Genomic DNA, 20972 nt, shown 5'->3' with positions numbered 1-20972 from the left:
ATTCAAAGATCATCAATGCGTTGATGAACAAATCGGAGAAAGTGATGGACGATAACAAACAGAAAGCGCTCGCCGCTGCGCTCGGTCAGATTGAAAAGCAATTCGGTAAAGGCTCTATTATGCGTCTTGGTGATAACCGCGCTATGGATGTTGAAACCATCTCTACAGGCTCACTTTCTCTTGATATCGCATTGGGTGCTGGTGGTCTGCCAATGGGTCGTATCGTTGAAGTTTATGGCCCAGAGTCATCAGGTAAGACGACATTAACTCTTGAGCTGATTGCTGCTGCACAACGTGAAGGTAAAACTTGTGCCTTTATTGATGCAGAACACGCTCTTGATCCTGTCTACGCTAAGAAGCTAGGTGTAGATATTGATGCACTATTGGTTTCTCAGCCGGACACGGGTGAGCAAGCATTAGAAATTTGTGACGCTCTGGCGCGCTCAGGTGCGATTGACGTTATGGTTGTCGACTCTGTGGCTGCATTGACACCGAAAGCGGAAATCGAAGGCGAAATGGGCGATAGCCACATGGGGCTTCAGGCGCGTATGCTTTCTCAAGCAATGCGTAAGCTGACGGGTAACCTGAAGCAGTCAAACTGTATGTGTATCTTCATCAACCAGATCCGTATGAAGATCGGTGTGATGTTTGGTAACCCTGAAACGACCACAGGTGGTAATGCACTAAAATTCTACGCTTCTGTTCGTCTTGATATTCGCCGCACAGGCTCTATCAAGGAAGGCGACGAAGTGGTAGGTAACGAAACTCGCATTAAAGTGGTTAAGAACAAGATCGCGGCACCGTTCAAACAAGCGGAAACGCAAATCATGTACGGCGCAGGCTTTAACCGTGAAGGTGAGTTGATTGACCTAGGCGTGAAGAATAAGCTGGTTGAAAAAGCGGGTGCTTGGTATAGCTACAATGGTGATAAGATTGGCCAGGGTAAAGCAAATGCGTGTAAGTACCTGCGTGAAAATCCAGCGGCGGCTCAGCAAATCGATACGAAACTGCGTGAGTTGTTGTTAACACCGGCAGAAATCCAGCCAGACGACGCTGAGCTAGGTGAAATGCCAGAGCAAGAAGAGTTGTAAGTACTCATTGCTCAGAGTTTTGAAGCCCTGCAATTGCGGGGCTTTGTTGTATTTAGCGTAACCGAATAATGTTTGAGTGCTTATGTTTCAACGCAAACCTCCCACTTTATCCAGTAAAGAAGCTGCCATTCAACTGCTTAGTCGGCGTGATCATGGTGAGTATGAGCTGTACCAGAAGCTTGCGATGAAAGGCTATGAAGAAGAGGCGATTCAAGAAGCGGTTAACTTCTGTCTTGATCACAATTACTTAGACGACCTACGTTACGCCAAAAGCCAGATCCGACAGCATGTATACAAAGGTCATGGTGAACGACGTATTCGTCAGGAGCTTAATCAGAAACGTGTCAGTGAGTCCGTTATTGAAAAGGCATTTGAAGAGGAGCCTCAAGACTGGTTTGAGTTGGCGAAACAGGCTGCCAAAAAAAAGTTCAAAGGCGTCAAAGCGAACGATCAGAAAGAGTATGCAAAACAGGTGCGATTTCTTCAATATCGCGGCTACAGCTTTGAACAAATCAGCTATGCCCTGAGTAATGAAGACGGATCATAAACAGTGCTTATGCGCTCATTTTTTGATTTGTTGCGAAAATCGCGTTGAAAAGGCTCTTTTCTACAAGAAAGCTAGTCGTGGCTGATTGCTTGATCTACAATACGGCAAAATTCTAACTCGACTATTTTCAGGAAGAGCTGCATGTACATGAGCACTGATGAGGTTCGTAATTCGTTCCTCAAGTTCTTTGAAAGCAAAGGACACCAAATCGTAGACAGTTCATCGTTGGTTCCACATAACGATCCAACCCTGCTATTTACTAACGCAGGTATGAACCAATTCAAAGATTGCTTCTTAGGCGCCGAAAAGCGAGCCTACACGCGAGCAACTACGGCTCAGCGTTGTGTACGTGCAGGTGGTAAACACAATGACCTTGAAAATGTTGGCTTTACCGCTCGTCACCATACTTTCTTCGAAATGTTGGGTAACTTCAGTTTTGGGGACTATTTCAAAGAAGATGCAATCGCATTCGCTTGGGAATTCCTGACAGAAACACTACAGCTGCCAAAAGATCGCCTACTGGTCACGGTTTACGAGACTGATGACGAAGCATTCGATATCTGGAACAAAAAAGTCGGTATTCCAGCAGACAAAATTGTCCGCATCGGTGATAAAGAAGGCGGCAAGAAGTTCGAGTCTGACAACTTCTGGACAATGGGTGACACAGGTCCTTGTGGTCCATGTACTGAGATTTTCTATGATCACGGTGAACACATTTGGGGCGGCCGCCCGGGCACACCTGAAGAAGACGGTGACCGCTTCATTGAGATCTGGAACAACGTATTCATGCAGTTCAACCGCCATGCTGACGGCACAATGGAACCGCTTCCTAAGCCTGCTGTTGATACAGGTATGGGTATTGAGCGCATCTCTGCAATCATGCAAGGTGTTCATTCAAACTACGAAATCGATGTATTCCAAAAGCTAATCAAAGCTGCGGCAGAAACCATCGGTTACGAAGACCTATCAAATCAATCGCTACGCGTTATCGCTGACCACATCCGTTCCTGTTCATTCCTTATCGTTGACGGCGTTATGCCTTCGAACGAAGGTCGTGGCTACGTACTACGTCGTATTATTCGTCGTGCAGTTCGTCACGGTAACAAACTAGGTGCGAAAGGCGTATTCTTCCATAAACTGGTTGGTGTGCTTGCTGAAGTGATGGGCACTGCAGGCGAAGAGCTTAAAAAGCAACAAGCGGTTGTTGAAAAAGTACTACGTATCGAAGAAGAGAACTTCGGACGTACGCTTGAACGTGGTATGACAATTCTGTCTGAAGCTCTCGATAATCTAGACGGTAAAGTGCTAGATGGCGAAACCGTCTTCAAGCTGTACGATACTTACGGTTTCCCAGCAGACCTTACTAACGATGTGGCTCGTGAGCGTGAGTTCACTATCGATGAGGCGGGTTTCGAGAAGGCGATGGAAGCGCAGCGTCAACGCGCTCGTGAAGCAGGCCAGTTCGGCACTGACTACAACGCGACCATCAAGTCTGATGTAGATTCTGAGTTCTGTGGCTACACCGCTACTGAAGGTAAGAGTAAAGTTGTAGAAATCTTCGTTGAAGGTGAAGCAGCGGAGTCTTTATCAGCAGGCGATCAAGCCATTCTTATCCTAGGTGAAACGCCATTCTATGCCGAGTCAGGTGGTCAATGTGGGGATGCCGGTGTACTGAAGACTGAATCTGGAGTGTTCAACGTACAAGATACCCAGAAGCTTGGTAACGCCATCGCACATCATGGTGTTCTTGCCGAAGGCGTTTTAGCGAAAGGTGATGATGTAGAAGCTGTCGTGGATGCTGAGCGTCGCGCGGCTATTTCACTAAACCACTCTGCTACGCACCTATTGCACGCTGCATTGCGTAAGGTGCTAGGTGAGCACGTAACGCAGAAAGGCTCGCTTGTTAAGCCTGAAAACTTACGTTTTGACTTCTCTCATCTAGAAGCGGTAACACCAGCTGAATTGAAAGAAGTTGAGCGTCTGGTTAACGCACAAGTGCGTCGCAACCACAACATCGAAACCAACATCATGGACATCGAATCTGCCAAGCAGAAAGGTGCAATGGCACTGTTCGGTGAGAAGTACGACGATGAAGTTCGCGTACTGTCTATGGGTGAGTTCTCAACCGAGCTTTGTGGTGGCATCCATGCAGAGAACACCGGCGACATCGGTCTATTCAAGATCACATCTGAAGGTGGTATTGCCGCAGGTATTCGTCGTATTGAAGCCGTCACTGGAGAAGCTGCGCTAGACGCAATCGAGCAGCAACAAGCTAAGTACGAAGAGAAGCTTGCAGAGTCTGCATCTAAAGCGAAAGTTCTTGAGAAAGAGATCCAAAAGCTGAAAGACAAGATGGCGGCTGCGGAAAGTGCGAACATCATGGGCAAAGCTCAGGAAATCAACGGCGTTAAAGTCCTTATCGCTGCGATGCAAGATGCTGATCCTAAGAACCTGCGTACTATGGTTGATGACATCAAGAACCAACTGGGCAGTGGTGTAGTCATGCTGGCGAACATCAATGGTGAGAAGATTGGTTTGATTGCGGGTGTCACAAAAGATCTTATCGGCAAAGTTAAAGCGGGCGACTTAGTGAAAATGGTTGCTGAGCAAGTCGGCGGTAAAGGTGGCGGTCGACCTGACATGGCTCAGGCTGGCGGCACAGACGTTGAAGCGCTTCCTGACGCAATTAAGTCTGTTCAGCCATGGCTTGAAGAGCGCCTGTAAAATCTGATTTGTATATAAATACGCTCAATCAATTGTTTGATTGGGCGTAATTTTTTTCTACTAACCAAGTGGTTTAATAGCTCAGTTACTCTGTGCTGATTAAGCAGCTTGGTTTTTGTTATTAATGCTGCAAACAATATTCAATTGATTGAATGTGGCCTAATGAGACTTTGGTCTTGGGAAGGTGAAGACTGGTGAAAAAGCCCCTTATCGTGCAAAAGTTTGGTGGAACCTCTGTGGGTTCAATTGAAAGGATCCACAAAGTCGCTGAGCACATCATTAAGGCGAAAAATGATGGTAATCAAGTTGTAGTCGTTGTGTCTGCTATGTCTGGAGAGACAAACCGACTATTGGATTTGGCAAAGCAGGTAGACAGCGTGCCAACTGCCCGAGAACTTGATGTTTTGCTCTCTGCTGGTGAGCAGGTGTCGATGGCACTGCTGGCAATGACTCTGAATAAACTAGGTTATGCCGCACGCTCACTTACCGGAGCACAAGCGAACATTGTGACGGACAATCAACACAATGACGCGACGATTAAACACATTGATACCTCAACAATTGAATCATGGCTGGCGCAAGACAATATTGTCATTGTCGCGGGTTTTCAGGGTATGAATGAGAATGGGGATATCACCACGTTAGGCCGAGGGGGCTCTGATACCAGTGCCGTCACTTTGGCGGGCTCTCTGCAAGCAGAAGAGTGCCAAATTTTTACTGACGTCGACGGTATCTATACTTGCGATCCTCGCACGGTTCCTAGTGCCAAGAAGTTGGATGTGATTGATTTTCCTTCCATGGAGGAAATGGCACGTAAAGGAGCGAAAGTGCTCCACCTTCCTTCGGTTCAGTACGCTTGGCGACATAATGTGCCACTGCGTGTTCTCTCCACGTTTGATAGCAATACAGGCAGTCTGGTCAAGGGCAGTGAATGCCAAAAGGCGATCTGTGGGGTCGCAATCCAGCGTGAACTGACAATGCTGAAGGTTGACCGTGATGCATTCTGCGGCTTAGAGAAACAGTGTCAGATGCTGGGTGTCACGATTTGGAATGTGATCGACCATGCAGAATGGGTAGGTGCGGTGATAAAACACGATGCTTATGCCAAGCTGGAACTGGTGTTCGGTGACAAAATCCGTAATAGTGAAGAGGTTAGCCTGCTCACAGCAGTAGGTCTTCAGGTCGAAGGATTGGTTGAACAGTCTTATGCCTTGTTGTCTGAACAGGGGATAGATGTGATGCATTATGCAGTGAATTCACAGTCGTTGATGTTGGTGTTGCAACCAGAATACGTCGACAAAGCGGCAAACATACTGCATGATGCTTACATTACTTCTGCAGAGGCGCTCGACTGCCAGCAAAAACATGCCTTTTTAGGTTAATTAGGCTCGAGAATAGAGTTTACGAAAATATAAATTTTGTTGGATAATAGCCTCGTAGCAAGAAAAATCAGAGATTACTCAAGGAGCACAGAATGCTAATTTTAACTCGCCGCGTTGGCGAAACTCTAATGATCGGTGATGAAGTCACAGTCACAGTACTGGGCGTGAAAGGTAACCAAGTACGTATCGGTGTTAATGCGCCGAAAGAAGTGTCTGTTCACCGTGAAGAAATCTACATGCGCATTCAGGCAGAAAAAGGTAATGGTAACACTGCATCAGGCAACTACTAATTACACGAGAAGGCTGACATTATGTCAGCCTTTTTTGTATTGTTGATAGGCATATTTATAGCAAAAAGAGCGAATTAGCATCGCTTTGATTAAATAGCCAACGGTTGGCCAACTTTTTGCTGATTTTGCCAAGAAAATGTTTGACATATTTTCGGTAAATCGTAATATGTGCCTCCGCAAGACGGTGAGGTGGCCGAGAGGCTGAAGGCGCTCCCCTGCTAAGGGAGTATGCGGTTTGTAGCCGCATCGAGGGTTCGAATCCCTCCCTCACCGCCATTCTTGCATTGCTCTTCGGAGCTGCTTTAAAACAAGCATTGCGCGCTCGTAGCTCAGCTGGATAGAGTACCTGGCTACGAACCAGGCGGTCGAAGGTTCGAATCCTTCCGAGCGCGCCATATTTCCTTACCAGGGAATAAAACGGTGAGGTGGCCGAGAGGCTGAAGGCGCTCCCCTGCTAAGGGAGTATGCGGTTTGTAGCCGCATCGAGGGTTCGAATCCCTCCCTCACCGCCATTAATTGGCCTATGGTCAATTTTTTTGTTTTAAAGAAAAATTAGTGTGATATACTTCACAACTCTCTTTTGAGAGAACATTGCGCGCTCGTAGCTCAGCTGGATAGAGTACCTGGCTACGAACCAGGCGGTCGAAGGTTCGAATCCTTCCGAGCGCGCCACTACTTCGTTTAGTAAGTTTAAAACTTGTTGAACACCCCGTGCGTCCTTAGCTCAGCTGGATAGAGTACCTGGCTACGAACCAGGCGGTCGGAGGTTCGAATCCTCCAGGACGCGCCACTCATTAAGGTCACTGACCTGATATTGATTATATTGATATCAAACATTGCGCGCTCGTAGCTCAGCTGGATAGAGTACCTGGCTACGAACCAGGCGGTCGAAGGTTCGAATCCTTCCGAGCGCGCCATCATATAGAAGCCCTGCTAGAAATAGTAGGGCTTTTTTGTTAACATTTCATTATCATTCTATTAACTTTATTTTTACAAGTTAATGTTTTCTAAGAACTTTTTTGGGAAACATTATCCCTATCGCAGTAATCATCCGATTTATCTAATAACGTCATAAAATCGGCAGTTATTTATCCTTATATCGTCTCATATTGCAGATTTATGTGATTTGTATGACGCAATCATCCCTAGAAATGTGCAATATCATCAAGACTGCTTTAAACAAAATTGACAAAGTTTAACCAATCGAGATAATCCTAGACCTCTTATCAGGATATTTGACTACTTTTCCTGAAAGAAAACGTCAGCACAGAACTGACGTCAAAAAGGTCATTTAGGACACGAAGTCCCAATTATTAAATGGCCAATATCTTGTCAGGATGACAAAGAAAGGATGCTTAAAATGGAAAATATTGGAAGCCTGCTAGTAGATGCTGCAACCCTGATGCTTACAGGGATGGCCGTAGTATTTATATTCCTAACTATTCTCGTCTATCTCGTTCGGCTAATGTCTAAGCTGGTGCCAGAAGAAGTGCCAGAGCCGATCGCTACACCGAAACAAAATAATAAAATTCAACCAACCTCTTCTGCTATTAGCCCCAAGGTAGTTGCAGCGATTTCTGCTGCGGTGCATCAACATCGCACTTCTACTGCTAAGTAGCATTTAAATGGATTAAAAGGAGTTAATGAGCATGTCTAAACCACTAGCTTTAACCGACGTGGTGCTTCGTGATGCCCATCAGTCGCTGTTTGCTACTCGTATGCGTCTTGAAGATATGTTACCTATCGCAGCGGAGCTCGATAAAGTGGGGTACTGGTCTTTAGAAACCTGGGGCGGTGCCACCTTTGATGCATGTATCCGTTTTCTAGGAGAAGACCCTTGGGAACGTCTACGCGCGCTTAAAAAAGCGATGCCCAATACACCCATGCAAATGCTACTTCGTGGCCAAAACCTGCTAGGTTACCGCCACTACGCAGATGATGTGGTTGAAAAATTTGTCGAACGTGCGCACGCCAATGGTATGGATGTGTTCCGCATCTTTGATGCAATGAACGATGTGCGCAATTTCCAGAAAGCGGTCAAGGCAGCAGTCGATGTAGGCGCTCACGCACAAGGTACGCTTTCTTATACTACTAGCCCAGTTCACAATACCGAGACTTGGGTTGATCTGGCGAAGCGCCTTGAAGATCTTGGTTGCCACTCTTTATGCATTAAAGATATGTCAGGTTTGCTTAAGCCATATGAAGCGGAAGAGCTGATCTCTCGTATCAAATCATCGACCGATATTCCTTTAGCACTTCACTGTCACGCAACGACTGGCTTATCTACTGCGACAGCAGTCAAAGCGGTCGAAGCGGGGGTCGATATTCTTGATACTGCGATCTCCTCAATGAGCTGTACATACGGTCACACTCCGACGGAAACTGTGGTTGCGATGCTCCAAGGTACAGAGCGTGACACCAACCTTAAGTTGGACCAGATTGAACCAATAGCCGCTTACTTCCGCGAAGTTCGTAAAAAATATGCGAAATTTGAAGGTCAATTAAAAGGGGTCGATTCGCGCATTCTTATCGCTCAGGTGCCAGGTGGCATGCTGACTAATATGGAAAGCCAACTTAAAGAACAGGGTGCGGCAGATCGTATTGATGAAGTATTGGACGAAATCCCGCGCGTGCGTGAAGATTTGGGCTTCATTCCTCTCGTGACACCAACGTCGCAGATTGTTGGCACGCAAGCTGTGATTAACGTGCTAACGGGTGAGCGTTACAAGAGCATCACCAAAGAGACGGCGGGTGTCCTAAAAGGGGAGTACGGTGCAGCTCCGGCAGAAGTAAATGCGGAACTACAAGCAAAAGTACTGGATGGTGCTGAAGCCATCACTTGTCGCCCTGCGGATCTGCTGGAAGCTGAATTGGATACTCTCACCGAAGATTTGCTCGCTAAAGCGAAACAAGATGGTATTTCATTGGCTGAAGATACGGTCGATGATGTCTTAACCTACGCACTATTCCCTCAGGTTGGTCTGAAGTTCCTTAAGAATCGCCATAATCCTGATGCTTTCGAGCCTGCTCCATGTAAAGAAGAGCCAGTGGCGGCACCTGCTCCTCAAGCTACTCAGGGTGGGATTGAGACTTACAGTGTGAAAGTCGATGGGCAGGTTTACGACGTAGAAGTGGGCCCACAAGGTCAATTGACATCGGTTGCTCCGGCTAACTCAACGCCTCAACAGGCTTCGCCAGCTCCTGCTGCTCAGTCAGGTAATTCAGAGATGGTACCTGCGCCATTGGCAGGGAACATTTTCAAAGTGAATGTTCAAAGTGGAGCTCAAGTGGAAGAAGGTGAAGTACTTCTGATCCTCGAAGCGATGAAGATGGAAACTGAAGTTCGCGCAGCCCGTGGCGGTATCGTTCAAGATCTTCACGTTAAGGAAGGTGATTCAGTGACGGTCGGCGCACCGCTATTGAGTCTGGCGTAAGGGAGTATCATGGACGGATTAATGACCTTATGGTCAGAAACAGGGATTGCTAACTTCGAGTTTGGCCAGATATGTATGATTCTGGTCGGTTGTATCCTGTTGTTTTTGGCCATTCGTAAAGGCTTTGAGCCCTTACTTTTATTGCCAATTGGTTTTGGTGCCATCTTGGCGAATATACCTAATGCGGGTTTTACCGATGAAGGTGGCTTGCTTTACTACGTCTACTATGTGGGGATTGAATCGGGGATCTTCCCGTTACTGATTTTCATGGGCGTAGGAGCGATGACCGACTTTGGCGCATTGATCGCTAACCCGAAAACCTTATGGCTAGGAGCCGCTGCACAATTTGGTATCTTTGCTACGTTGTTTGGCGCGATTCTGCTCAACTACGTGCCGGGTATGGAATTCAGCATGCCTGATGCGGCTTCGATTGCCATCATTGGTGGTGCTGATGGCCCAACCGCTATTTTCTTAGCAAGCAAGTTGTCACCGGATCTTCTCGGTGCGATTGCGGTAGCAGCATACAGCTATATGGCACTGGTGCCTATCATTCAGCCGCCAATCATGAAAGCGCTGACAACACCTGAGGAACGTAAGGTGAAGATGGCTCAGCTGCGCCATGTCGGCAAAGCTGAAAAAATTCTCTTCCCACTTGCTGTACTGTTGATGACGATCTTGTTCCTACCTTCCGCGACCCCGCTGGTTGGTATGTTCTGTCTTGGTAACTTGATGCGTGAAGCTGGTGTGGTGGATAGGTTATCGAAAACAGCGCAGAACGAGTTAATCAATATTGTCACCATCTTCCTTGGTTTAGGCGTTGGCTCCAAGCTTCAGGCAGAAGAATTCCTCAATGTTGAGACCTTGGGCATTCTTGCCTTAGGTGCCGTTGCTTTCAGTATTGGAACTGCGGGCGGTGTCTTAATGGCTAAGCTGCTCAATAAGTTCTCCAAAGAAGATATTAACCCACTGATCGGTGCAGCTGGAGTATCTGCGGTACCTATGGCGGCGCGTGTGGTGAACAAGGTTGGCTTGGATGCGAATCCGCAAAACTTCCTCTTAATGCATGCAATGGGGCCTAACGTTGCTGGCGTTTTAGGCTCTGCCGTCGCAGCGGGTATTCTCTTAGCATTGGTGAATTAACGTAAGTTATTAGTCAATTTGAGAATAGGCAGTTAACTTGCTGGCAATAAATGGTATATATTCAAAGGGATGCTTTCGCATCCCTTTTTCGTATCGATAGGGAAATGATGAAATGGAAAATAAACAAATCGCGATAACTCAATTTGGTGATCCTGACGTTTTAGCCGTTCAAACTAATGCGGTACCAGAACCTCAACAAGGTGAGGTGTTAGTGAAAGTGGCCTTTGCAGGCGTTAACCCTATCGATGTTAAAACGCGCGCGGGCCTCGGCTGGGCGGCTTCACAGAACAAAGATAATCTACCTTGGGTGCCGGGGTACGATATTTCTGGTGAAGTGGTGACATGTGGAGAGCAAGCAAAGCGATTTGTTGCGGGTGACAAAGTGGCTGGCTTTATTGGCTTCCCACTCCAAGGTGGCGGTTACAGTCAGTACGTATGTGTACCGGAGGCCGAACTTAGCTTAGTGCCTGAGTCGATCACTCTAGAAGCCGCGGCGGTGCTACCTTTGGCTGGGCAAACTGCGGTTCAGGCTTTGGATAAAGCCAGTGTTCAGGAAGGACAAAGAGTGCTGATTCTCGCCGGCGCTGGCGGCGTTGGTCATATTGCTATTCAGGTTGCTGTGGCAGCTAAAGCCGAAGTGTTCACGACTTGTAGCGAAACAAACCTTGATTACATGGCGACGTTAGGTGCTCACGCCGTGAACTATCAATTCTCTCCTGTTTCAGAACGTGTTGAGGAAGCAGACGTACTGATTGATTTAGTGGGTGGGGATGCTGCACTGGATGCGCTCAAGTGTCTGAAAGATGGTGCTAAAGTGGTCACTGTGCCGACTATTACAGCAGAGCTGATCTGTGAAAAAGCCAAATTGCTTGGTTTTGAGGCGACCGGCATGCTAGTTGATCCGAACCCTGAGCAGTTAGATGCGTTGATTTATATGGTCAGCGTTGGGCTGCTGAAAACTGAGATCCAGCATATCTACCCTATGGATCAAGTGATGGACGCGCATAAACAGATTGAAACAGGGCATACGCGAGGCAAGATCTTGCTTGATATGCAATGCTAGAGGCGTTTAACGCCGCGTTTGAAAGTATCGCTCTGTGGTTTTCTGATTCTGCACTCTGGGTTTTATTTCTTTCTGGTTTCCTGAGTGCAACGCTACTACCCGGAGGCTCAGAAGCTGGACTGATCGCTACTCTGAGCCTCAATCCATTTTCTACCCTTTCTACCATCGCTGTGGCTACTGCGGGTAATACTCTCGGTGGTTTAACTAACTATTGGCTGGGTTTATGGCTGCCAAATCGAACTCAAAATGAAAAGCATGGTCATAAAGCACTACAGTGGTTGAGCAAATACGGCTATTGGTCCCTTTTATTTAGTTGGTTGCCCGTAATTGGTGACCCGCTTTGTTTGGCTGCGGGTTGGTTACGCATGCGCTTCTGGCCCTGTTTGTGGCTTATCATGATTGGTAAAGCATTGCGATACAGCCTGTTGGCAGCCCTTTATTATGGTTTTTTCTAGGAGATGTCATGAGAAAAATCTGGCTAGGTGCATTTTCTCTCGTTGCTCTTTATGGTTGTGCAAACAATCCACTCTCTTCTGATTCTCATTTATCTTCGCTTCCTCAAGGTGTCTCTTTGATTGAGGAAGTAAAAGCAGAACCGGGTAAGGCGATGATCCCTTACTCTAAGTATCAGCTTGATAATGGCCTGACGGTTATTCTTTCTCCCGATGATTCTGATCCTTTGGTTCACGTGGATGTGACCTACCATGTGGGTTCAGCACGTGAAGAAATTGGTAAATCAGGCTTTGCCCATTTCTTTGAGCATATGATGTTCCAAGGCAGCGAACACGTTGGTGATCAGGAGCATTTCAAGATCATTACTGAAGCTGGGGGAACCCTTAACGGGACTACGAACCGCGACAGAACCAACTATTTTGAAACCGTGCCTTCAAATCAGCTGGAAAAAATGCTGTGGCTGGAGTCGGATCGAATGGGCTTCCTGCTTGATGCCGTTTCACAACGTAAGTTTGAGATCCAGCGTGATACGGTGAAAAACGAACGTGCACAAAACTTTGATAACCGACCATATGGCCTGATGTGGGAAAGGATGGGTGAAGCGCTCTACCCAGAAGGTCACCCGTACTCTTGGCAGACAATTGGTTATGTGGAAGATTTAGATCGTGTTGATGTCAACGACCTCAAAGCGTTCTTCTTACGCTGGTATGGGCCAAACAATGCCGTACTGACGATTGGTGGTGATATCGATGTCGAACAAACGCTGCAGTGGGTGAACAAATACTTTGGTTCCATTCCGAAAGGCCCAGAGGTTAAGCAGGCACCAAAACAGCCAGCGGTGCTGAAGGAAGATAAATACATCACCTTGGAAGACCGTATTCAGCAACCTATGGTTTTGCTGGGGTGGCCAACAACTTACCGCGGTGAGAAGACAGAAGCGTCTCTGAACGCATTAGCCAACGTGCTAGGAAAAGGTGCCAATAGCCTGCTTTATCAAGAATTGGTGAAAACTCAAAAAGCCGTCGATGCAGGTGCTTTCCAGGAATGTTCTGAGTTGTCATGTAACTTCTATGTGTATGCGATGGCTCCATCAGGAGAGAAAGGCAAACTGAAACCGCTTTATGAAGAGCTGATGCAGACGTTGCAGAAGTTTGAAGACCAAGGGGTAGATCAGGCTCGCCTAGATCAAATCACTGGCATGGTGGAAGCGAGTGCTGTATTTGCGCTGCAAAGCGTGAGAGGCAAAGTGTCTCAACTCGCTGCTAATCAGACTTTCTTTGGACAGCCTGATCGACTGCAAACTCAGCTAGAACAAATACGTGCGGTTTCGCCAGAATCTGTCATGAAAGCTTATGAAGACTTCGTTAACGGTCATCACAAAGTGACGTTGAGTGTGGTACCTAAAGGTAAGCTCGATTACGTCGTTAAACCCGCGACTTTCGTCACACCAGAAAGAACACTACCTGAGCATAAGAAGATCAAAGATCAAGATCTCGCTTATCGTCGTCCAGTCGATAACTTTGATCGTTCAGTGATGCCTGAAGTGGCTGAAGCCGTGAAGGCGCAAATGCCTAAGTTGTACAAACTATACTTCGATAATGGCGCTGAGCTATTGGGTACCCAAAGTAGCGAAACGCCTACAGTTCAACTGGAAATTCGCTTCCCAGCTGGTGAGCGTTATGTTCAGCAAGGCAAAGAAGGGTTAGCAAACCTAACGGCTGCGATGATGGAAGAAGGGACGCTAGATTCAACGGTTGAACAGCTGCAGGCTAGGCTCGATAAACTGGGTAGTACTGTATCTATCAGTGCCGCGAACTACACGACCAGCATTTCCGTTTCTAGTCTTGAGAAAAACTTACCTCAAACCTTGGCTATTGTTGAAGAGGTGTTGTTTAAACCTGCGTTTAATGAATCAGACTTTGAACGTAATAAGCAACAGATGCTAGAAGGTATTGTTTACCAGCATCAGAAACCAAGTTGGTTAGCGTCTCAAGCCACTAGACAAGTACTGTTCTCTGGCTCTATCTACCAACGCCCTAGCGATGGAACGAAAGAGTCTGTTGAAACATTAACTTTGGATGACGTTAAAGCATTTTATCGTCAACATTACACCCCCCATGGCGCTCAGATTGTCGTGGTCGGCGATATAACCAAACGCCAAGTGAAGAATGAATTGGCCTTTTTGGAAAACTGGCAAGGGCAGGAGGCGCCTCTACTACGACCTCAGCTCGTGAATGAAAAGGGCCCGCAGAAAATTTACTTGATTGACAAGCCAAGCTCACCACAAAGCATTGTTCGTTTTGTACGTCAGGGCTTGCCTTTTGATGCGACGGGCGAAGTGTATTTAACGCAATTGGCGAATTTTAATTTGGCTGGCAACTTTAATAGTCGAATAAATCAGAATCTGCGCGAAGATAAAGGCTATACCTACGGTGCAAGTGGCTACTTCGCGGCGAACCGAGAAGTTGGCGCCATTGTTTTCTCTGCTCAAGTTCGTGCCGACTCAACGATTGCTTCTATCAAAGAGATAGAAAAAGAGTTGAGTCAGTACAGTGAAAAAGGCATGACAGATGAGGAAATGAAATTTTTACGCTTAGCAGTCGGTCAACAAGATGCTCTGAAGTATGAAACGCCTTCACAGAAAGCACAGCTGTTAAGTAGTATTCTGGCTTACAGTCTGGACGAAGACTACCTCAAGCAGCGCAATGAAATTGTCGATACGGTGAGTAAAGATACCTTGAATCAAATGGCAGCCAAATGGTTTAGCCCTGATGCATATCAGATCATTGTAGTAGGGGATGCAAAATCGCTAAAGCCTCAGCTAGAAAGTTTGCAAATCCCAGTAGAAGAGCTTGAAATCGTCCGCTAGAGTACACATAAATTAGAGCATGAGAGAGGGTTTGGGGAAGTTCCTGCCCTCTGATAATTCAAACGGTCCAGAAGTAGTTGGGCCAGGACTATAAGCGAACCATCATTTTGACTGATTTTGCTGCGCGACTGGAGCGAGTTGCACAAACCCCTGACGTATTTCAATCCTTTGGTCGTGGTGTGGAGCGAGAAACTCTGCGCTATAAAAAGGATGGCAGGCTGGCTACGACTCCTCACCCACAAGAGCTAGGCTCTGCTTACGCGAATGACTGGATTACGACAGACTTTTCGGAGTCGCTGCTGGAGTTCATCACGCCTGTATCCAATGACATCAAAACTCTCACTGCGCAGTTAGAGGACATTCATCACTTTACTCAAACTAAATTGGGTGAAGAGAAAATGTGGCCGCTTTCCATGCCATGTTATGTCGGCCAAGAAGATGACATCAATCTTGCACAATACGGAAGCTCCAATTCAGGCAAAATGAAAACCCTCTATCGAGAAGGTTTGAAGCGCCGTTACGGTAGCCTGATGCAAATCATCTCTGGTGTACACTTCAATTTCTCTTTTCCAGAGTCTTTCTGGGATGCGCTGCACGGTCAGCAATCTGAACAAGAGCGCCAGACAACTAAGTCTGAAGCATACTTTGGACTTATCCGTAACTACTACCGTTTTGGTTGGCTGATCCCTTATTTCTTTGGTGCTTCGCCAGCGCTGTGTTCTTCCTTTATCCAAGGAAGAGATACTAAGCTGCCTTTCGAAAATATTGGTGAAACTTTGTATCTTCCTCATGCGACTTCTTTACGTATGAGTGACTTGGGCTACACCAATAGTGCTCAGAGTGTGTTGAAAATTGGCTTCAACAGCTTGGAAGAGTACTTGGATGGCCTTAACGCAGCGATTCGCACGCCGTCTGCTGAGTTTGCTGAAATTGGGGTTAAGGTTGACGGTGAATATCGCCAGCTAAACAGTAATGTACTGCAGATTGAAAATGAGCTGTACGCACCGATTCGCCCTAAACGCGTAGCGAAAGGTGGTGAGAAACCATCGGAGGCTTTATCGCGAGGAGGTGTTGAGTACATCGAAGTGCGAGCATTAGATGTTAACCCATATAGCCCAATTGGAATCGACGAAGACCAGATTCGCTTCTTAGACCTATTCCTGACTTGGGCGACGATCACTGAATCAGAGCCGATGGATTTCTGTGAGCAAGCATGTTGGCGTGAAAACTGGAATAAAGTGATCGAGTCGGGGCGTAAGCCGGGGCTAGAGCTGCAGATTGGTTGTAAAGGCGAAATCTTGTCTCTGCAAGATTGGGCACAACGTGTATTCGATGAGATTGCTCTGATTGCAGAGAAGATGGATGCCGCAGTTGGCGGTGAAGCCTATCAGTCGGTTTGTTATAAGCTGATGACTTGGATAAATAACCCAGAGCTGACAATTTCTGGCCAGCTTTTGGAAGATACTAAGCGCTTGGGTGGTCTGGGCAAAGTTGGCTGTGAATTCGGCTTACAGTACCGCGAAAAACATTTGAACCATGCGTTCCAAGTGTACAGTGCGCATGTGATGGAGCAAGAAGTTGAACGTTCCCGTGCTGCACAAGTAGACACAGAGCAAGCTGATATTCTCAGTTTCGATGAATTCCTAGATGACTATTTTGCTTATTTAAAGTCATAGGAAAAAGCTGTGAAAAGGACTTTACTGCTAATCAGTATGATGGTTTTAGGTGGTTGTTCGACGGCGCCACCTAAGAATCAAAGCAATCTGTGTGAGATTTTTCGTGAGCATCAAGATTGGTATGATGATGCGGCAGATATGCAGGAAGAGTGGGGTACGCCTATTCAGGTTGCGATGGCGTTTGTAAAGCAAGAAAGTAGTTTTCGCCATGACGCACGTCCGCCGAAAGATTACTTGTTGGGAATCATTCCTTGGGGGAGAGTCAGTAGCGCTTACGGGTACGCTCAGGCGCAAGACCCAGCATGGGAAGATTTTCAAAAAGCGACAAGCCATGGTGGTTCGAGAACCAACTTTGATGATTCATTGATGTTTATTGGTTGGTACACCAGTGAAACCCAGAAGCAATTAGGAATCTCCAAATGGGATCCTTACAATCAATATTTGGCCTATCATGAAGGACGTGGTGGTTATAAGCGTAAATCTTATCAATCCAAACCTTCATTGATCAAAGTTGCTCGTAAAGTTGAGCAGCAGGCAAAGGATTATGGTTGGCAACTCAAACAGTGCCAACAAGAACTGGAAAGCAACCGGAGCTGGCTGTTCTAGCCCGGAATGAAGGAGAAAAGGACAATGCCATTATTAGATAGCTTTACTGTGGATCACACTCGTATGAATGCGCCAGCGGTGAGAGTGGCTAAGACAATGACCACGCCGAAAGGTGATACCATTACTGTGTTTGACCTGCGTTTTACTGCGCCAAACAAAGACATTCTTTCTGAGAAAGGCATTCACACACTGGAACACTTATACGCAGGTTTCATGCGCAGTCACTTAAACGGTGATAGCGTAGAAATTATCGATATTTCACCAATGGGCTGCCGTACTGGCTTTTACATGAGCCTGATTGGCACACCAACAGAAGAGCAGGTAGCTCAGTCTTGGTTGTCATCGATGCAAGATGTGCTAAAAGTTGAAAGCCAAAACAAGATCCCTGAACTAAACGAATATCAATGTGGCACTGCTGCGATGCACTCTCTTGAAGAAGCTAAACAGATTGCTCAAGCTATCATTGACGCAGGCATCAAAGTTAACCTCAATGACGAGTTAGCTTTACCTGAGTCAATGCTTAAAGAGCTGAAAGTCGATTAAATCAGATATAGATAGAACAAGAGGAAGGCAATGCCTTCCTCTTCTTTATTGAGCTTTAGGTAAGACAACAACTTGTGTCTTGGCCCAAATATCATGGAAGCCACGTTTTTTCGGGTCAATGGGGACAGTAAGGTTGGCCAGCCCAAAGCCTGATGTCGCGATGCGGATTAATGCCTGAGTCACAGAAATTGCGCTACCATCAGCATTGCGAACCTGTATTTTCCATGCTCTCATGCCCAGCGTTTGCCCTGCGCGAGTCCAGAAGAATACAAAGAAGTAGATCCAAACGGCGGCGAGATACAAAGTATAAACTGGTCCCCATATCGGGTGATTGGTGAGAAAGTCGCTGACATCTGCATACGGAGCAGCATTAAATCCACCCATGGCAACCAGCGCATGCAAAACTGCAATCACGATGCCTGCAGCCATCATTTCAATCGCAATCACGATCAGAGCATCATAAAATAACGCACCGAGGCGGCGCATCAATCCTGCTGGTGGCAGGGTATCTGTTGTCGACATAGTAATAACTTACCCAAATTTTAGAAGGCGTCAGAATATAGCTTCACTGTGAGTCTGAAAAGAGACTTTGCGCACAGCTTAATAATTTGTGGCGATTTTATCAGCAAACGGCAATCAATTCAGTCTTTTGCACTTGCACGAATACTTTGCTTACGTATAATGCCAGACATCAAAGGGCAAGAGCCCAAAGATGCCGGTGTGGTGAAATTGGTATACACGACGGATTCAAAATCCGTTGCCTTCGGGCGTGGCGGTTCAAGTCCGCCCACCGGTACCATATTTAAACAACAAAGCCTCGACGAAAGTCGGGGCTTTGTTGTTTCTGGTGTTTATGATTTCTATTCCAGTAACAATGCGGAGGAGGCAGTCGTCTCATAGCGTTTCCTTCTTGTATTCGTGCATTTTTACCGTCTCATTTATTTTGTTAGTGCTTTCAGTTGTACCCATAAATATCAAAAATCTTTAATTTTTTCTGCTAGTTAAGCAATTGTTGTCTATCTTTTAGAGAGGAATACTATCTGAAAGGACCCAAACTAATGTATCAACTCACCCCCTATTTATTTTTCGCCGGACGTTGTGATGAAGCTCTGGAGTTTTATTGCAAAGCTTTTGGCGGGGTTGTTGTCACCAAGCAGTATTTTAAGGACGCACCGCAACAAATAGAGGGCGCTGATCCTGATTGGATCATGCATGCAGAATGTGAAGCGTTTGGGATGAAGCTGATGCTTTCAGATGGTTTAGTGGCAAAAGAGCGCTCTGGGAATCATATGGCATTATCTTTGGTATTGGACGACCTCGATGAACAGGCCAGAGTGTTCGATAAGCTATCACACGGTGGTCATATCATGATGCCTCTTGCTGACACCTTTTGGGGAGGACGCTTTGGCAAAGTTGAAGACCAGTTTGGTATTCGTTGGATGCTGCATTGCGATCTGGTTAAATGACATGCAAAGTTTAAGCGGATCACACGCGTACCTCACTAAAGCTTACGAGTGATGAATTCAGGTTTTGAATCATCTAAAATTATAAATTGGTTAATAAAGATTAAGTTGTATATAGATCGTGGCTAGTATCAAAATTACAGTAGACAGACTTCAGCCAGGGTTGCATATCCGACTCCCGGTCAAATGGAATGAGCACCCGTTTTTGTTTAATAGCTTTAAGATTAAAGACGAGGAACAGATCCGTCTGATTCGTCACTTAGGCATTAAGCATGTCTTTATGAATCCGAATCAAAGTGATACTCAACCTCTTCCCCCTTCGACTGAGACTGAGAAAAAGGATGATACCTCTGCAGAGGAGATCGATCTTGAAGCGCAGAAATTATGGAAAGAGAAACAAGATCGGATTGAAAAGCTCAGTGCGTATCGGCGTAGAGTGATCAATTGCGAAAAAGAGTTTGAGCGCTCACTATCGAGAATGCGGGCGGTCATGAATAAAATTCGCAACCGACCAGAACAGGCTGTGGATGAAGCTGCGCAGTTGGTTGATGATATCGTTGATAAGCTGCTTAGTGATGATCATGTCACTTTACACTTGATGAACGGTAAAAGTGAATTTGAAGATATTTATTTCCATTGCCTCAATGTTTCTGTCATCGCCATGATGATAGCCCAAGCTAAGAAGCTTGAAGCGCAGAAAATTAAAGAAGTCGCTTTTGCTGCTCTTTTCCACGATATGGGAAAAGTCAAAGTCCCTTCTGCAATTGTACGTAAGCAGACCCCTTTAAGTGAACCAGAAAAGAACTATCTTAAACTGCATACTAAATACGGTTTGGATATCGCGAATAATATGGAGAGTTTTCCTGAAAGTGCGCGAACGGTCATCGCCCAGCACCATGAATTGAATGATGGCTCGGGTTATCCAGAAGGCTTGAAAGGGGAGCAAATCGATGAGCTGACGCAAATTATCTCGGTAGCTAATGCTTACGATAATCTGTGCCACAGCAACGTTCCTTCAGAGCAAAAGATACCCTATGTGGCACTTTCTCATTTATATAAGAACTGTAAGAACCTATACAACAACGAGAACCTAAATATCCTAATTAAGTTCATGGGTATCTACCCTCCGGGAACGGTGGTGCAACTGTCCAACGATATGGTGGGGTTAGTGATATCGGTGAATGCACGTAACATTCTTTTCCCAAACGTCCTTATTTATGATCCTTCCGTTCCGAGAACGCAAGCCCCCATCATCGATTTGGCAGAGAAAGAGATAAAGATAGTCAATGCTATTTTGCCAAATAAACTGCCAGATAAAGTTCGTGAGTATTTAAATCCTCGCTCAAGGATCTCTTATTTCTTCGATACTGATGACTAGTTATCCACAGCCTTCTGTGGGTATATTGCCAATAAGGTGATGATAAATTGGTACTAAATAAGCGCTTGAATGATTAATAGGCATTCAAGCGTTTTTTTATCTAAAAAACGATTTTTGTGCTTGCCTTCTTTCCTCGCCTATCTATAATGCGCACCCACTGACACGGCAGACGCCACAAGGCTTCAGCAGTGTTGGAGAGGTGAAAAAACTTCTGAGAAAATAAGTTTGAAAAAGTGTTTGACTCTTCAAATTATCTCGCTAGAATGCACCTCCGCTTTGAGAGAAAGTTTCTTGAAAAGCACAGCTCTTTAAC

Annotated in this window: 17 protein-coding genes and 7 tRNA genes; 23 read left to right on the top strand and 1 reads right to left on the bottom strand. The window is 46.1% G+C overall.

Annotation, left to right across the window (positions count from 1 at the left end; translation table 11 throughout):
* The first annotated feature begins 44 nt into the window (after nucleotides 1-44).
* The 20 genes from recA to luxS all read left to right on the top strand — a co-directional run bounded on the left by recA (nucleotide 45) and on the right by luxS (nucleotide 17818).
* On the top strand, nucleotides 45-1091 hold the full coding sequence (gene recA, locus IX95_RS24175; protein WP_031343405.1) for a recombinase RecA: 1047 nt from the start codon (nucleotides 45-47) through the stop codon (nucleotides 1089-1091).
* An 82-nt stretch (nucleotides 1092-1173) separates the two neighbouring features.
* A complete protein-coding gene (gene recX, locus IX95_RS24170; protein WP_038164655.1) occupies nucleotides 1174-1638 on the top strand; it encodes a recombination regulator RecX in 465 nt (154 codons plus the stop codon).
* Between the two features lie 141 nt (nucleotides 1639-1779).
* Nucleotides 1780-4362, top strand: coding sequence for an alanine--tRNA ligase (gene alaS / locus IX95_RS24165; protein WP_038164654.1), 2583 nt, complete (start codon nucleotides 1780-1782; stop codon nucleotides 4360-4362).
* A gap of 194 nt (nucleotides 4363-4556) precedes the next feature.
* Nucleotides 4557-5744, top strand: a complete 1188-nt coding sequence (locus IX95_RS24160; RefSeq protein WP_038164652.1) for an aspartate kinase — start codon at nucleotides 4557-4559, stop codon at nucleotides 5742-5744.
* 92 nt (nucleotides 5745-5836) lie between these two features.
* A complete protein-coding gene (csrA, locus tag IX95_RS24155; RefSeq protein ID WP_006963114.1) occupies nucleotides 5837-6034 on the top strand; it encodes a carbon storage regulator CsrA in 198 nt (65 codons plus the stop codon).
* A 183-nt stretch (nucleotides 6035-6217) separates the two neighbouring features.
* Nucleotides 6218-6310: transfer RNA gene (locus tag IX95_RS24150), tRNA-Ser, on the top strand.
* 42 nt (nucleotides 6311-6352) lie between these two features.
* Nucleotides 6353-6429: transfer RNA gene (locus tag IX95_RS24145), tRNA-Arg, on the top strand.
* A 24-nt stretch (nucleotides 6430-6453) separates the two neighbouring features.
* Nucleotides 6454-6546 (top strand) — tRNA-Ser (locus IX95_RS24140).
* A gap of 83 nt (nucleotides 6547-6629) precedes the next feature.
* A tRNA-Arg gene (locus tag IX95_RS24135) sits at nucleotides 6630-6706 on the top strand.
* 41 nt (nucleotides 6707-6747) lie between these two features.
* A tRNA-Arg gene (locus IX95_RS24130) sits at nucleotides 6748-6824 on the top strand.
* Nucleotides 6825-6874: 50 nt separating this feature from the next.
* Nucleotides 6875-6951 (top strand) — tRNA-Arg (locus tag IX95_RS24125).
* A 443-nt stretch (nucleotides 6952-7394) separates the two neighbouring features.
* Nucleotides 7395-7652, top strand: a complete 258-nt coding sequence (locus IX95_RS24120) for an oxaloacetate decarboxylase subunit gamma (protein ID WP_019278131.1) — start codon at nucleotides 7395-7397, stop codon at nucleotides 7650-7652.
* A gap of 31 nt (nucleotides 7653-7683) precedes the next feature.
* Entirely contained in the window at nucleotides 7684-9468 is a 1785-nt protein-coding gene (oadA, locus tag IX95_RS24115) for a sodium-extruding oxaloacetate decarboxylase subunit alpha (RefSeq protein WP_038164651.1), read from the top strand.
* A 9-nt stretch (nucleotides 9469-9477) separates the two neighbouring features.
* Nucleotides 9478-10608 carry a sodium ion-translocating decarboxylase subunit beta gene (locus tag IX95_RS24110; protein ID WP_006957074.1) on the top strand — a complete coding sequence of 377 codons (1131 nt, stop codon included), beginning with the start codon at nucleotides 9478-9480 and terminating at the stop codon, nucleotides 10606-10608.
* A 112-nt stretch (nucleotides 10609-10720) separates the two neighbouring features.
* Entirely contained in the window at nucleotides 10721-11671 is a 951-nt protein-coding gene (locus IX95_RS24105) for an NADP-dependent oxidoreductase (protein WP_021458468.1), read from the top strand.
* The gene (locus tag IX95_RS24100) at nucleotides 11665-12126 is read left to right on the top strand and encodes a YqaA family protein (protein WP_038164649.1); all 462 of its coding nucleotides are present in this window, start codon (nucleotides 11665-11667) and stop codon (nucleotides 12124-12126) included. Before IX95_RS24105 ends, IX95_RS24100 begins: the two co-directional genes overlap by 7 nt.
* Before the next feature lie 8 nt (nucleotides 12127-12134).
* The gene (locus tag IX95_RS24095) at nucleotides 12135-14993 is read left to right on the top strand and encodes a M16 family metallopeptidase (protein ID WP_038164647.1); all 2859 of its coding nucleotides are present in this window, start codon (nucleotides 12135-12137) and stop codon (nucleotides 14991-14993) included.
* Nucleotides 14994-15100: 107 nt separating this feature from the next.
* Nucleotides 15101-16669 (top strand): glutamate--cysteine ligase, encoded by a 1569-nt coding sequence (gene gshA / locus IX95_RS24090; protein WP_038164702.1) that lies wholly within the window; start codon nucleotides 15101-15103, stop codon nucleotides 16667-16669.
* Nucleotides 16670-16678: 9 nt separating this feature from the next.
* Entirely contained in the window at nucleotides 16679-17275 is a 597-nt protein-coding gene (locus IX95_RS24085; RefSeq protein ID WP_038164645.1) for a transglycosylase SLT domain-containing protein, read from the top strand.
* A gap of 24 nt (nucleotides 17276-17299) precedes the next feature.
* Entirely contained in the window at nucleotides 17300-17818 is a 519-nt protein-coding gene (gene luxS / locus IX95_RS24080) for an S-ribosylhomocysteine lyase (protein ID WP_006957088.1), read from the top strand.
* Nucleotides 17819-17863: 45 nt separating this feature from the next.
* On the opposite strand, the gene IX95_RS24075 is transcribed toward luxS, so the two are convergent.
* Nucleotides 17864-18340 carry an RDD family protein gene (locus tag IX95_RS24075; protein WP_038164643.1) on the bottom strand — a complete coding sequence of 159 codons (477 nt, stop codon included), beginning with the start codon at nucleotides 18338-18340 and terminating at the stop codon, nucleotides 17864-17866.
* A 192-nt stretch (nucleotides 18341-18532) separates the two neighbouring features.
* Here IX95_RS24075 and IX95_RS24070 point away from each other — a divergent pair.
* From IX95_RS24070 to IX95_RS24060, 3 genes are all read left to right on the top strand, one after another.
* Nucleotides 18533-18617, top strand: a tRNA-Leu gene (locus IX95_RS24070).
* A gap of 259 nt (nucleotides 18618-18876) precedes the next feature.
* Nucleotides 18877-19284: a VOC family protein gene (locus IX95_RS24065; protein ID WP_006957092.1), complete on the top strand. Its 408-nt coding sequence runs from the start codon at nucleotides 18877-18879 to the stop codon at nucleotides 19282-19284.
* Nucleotides 19285-19402: 118 nt separating this feature from the next.
* Nucleotides 19403-20659, top strand: a complete 1257-nt coding sequence (locus tag IX95_RS24060; protein WP_029236357.1) for an HD-GYP domain-containing protein — start codon at nucleotides 19403-19405, stop codon at nucleotides 20657-20659.
* Nucleotides 20660-20972: the final 313 nt, after the last annotated feature.

The sequence above is a fragment of the Vibrio sp. B183 genome, from assembly GCF_000740665.1.
In the GTDB taxonomy this organism is placed as follows: Bacteria; Pseudomonadota; Gammaproteobacteria; order Enterobacterales; family Vibrionaceae; genus Vibrio; species Vibrio coralliilyticus.
The sequence above is the reverse complement of the archived record's forward strand: the minus strand, read 5'-3'. Positions and strand labels throughout refer to the sequence as shown.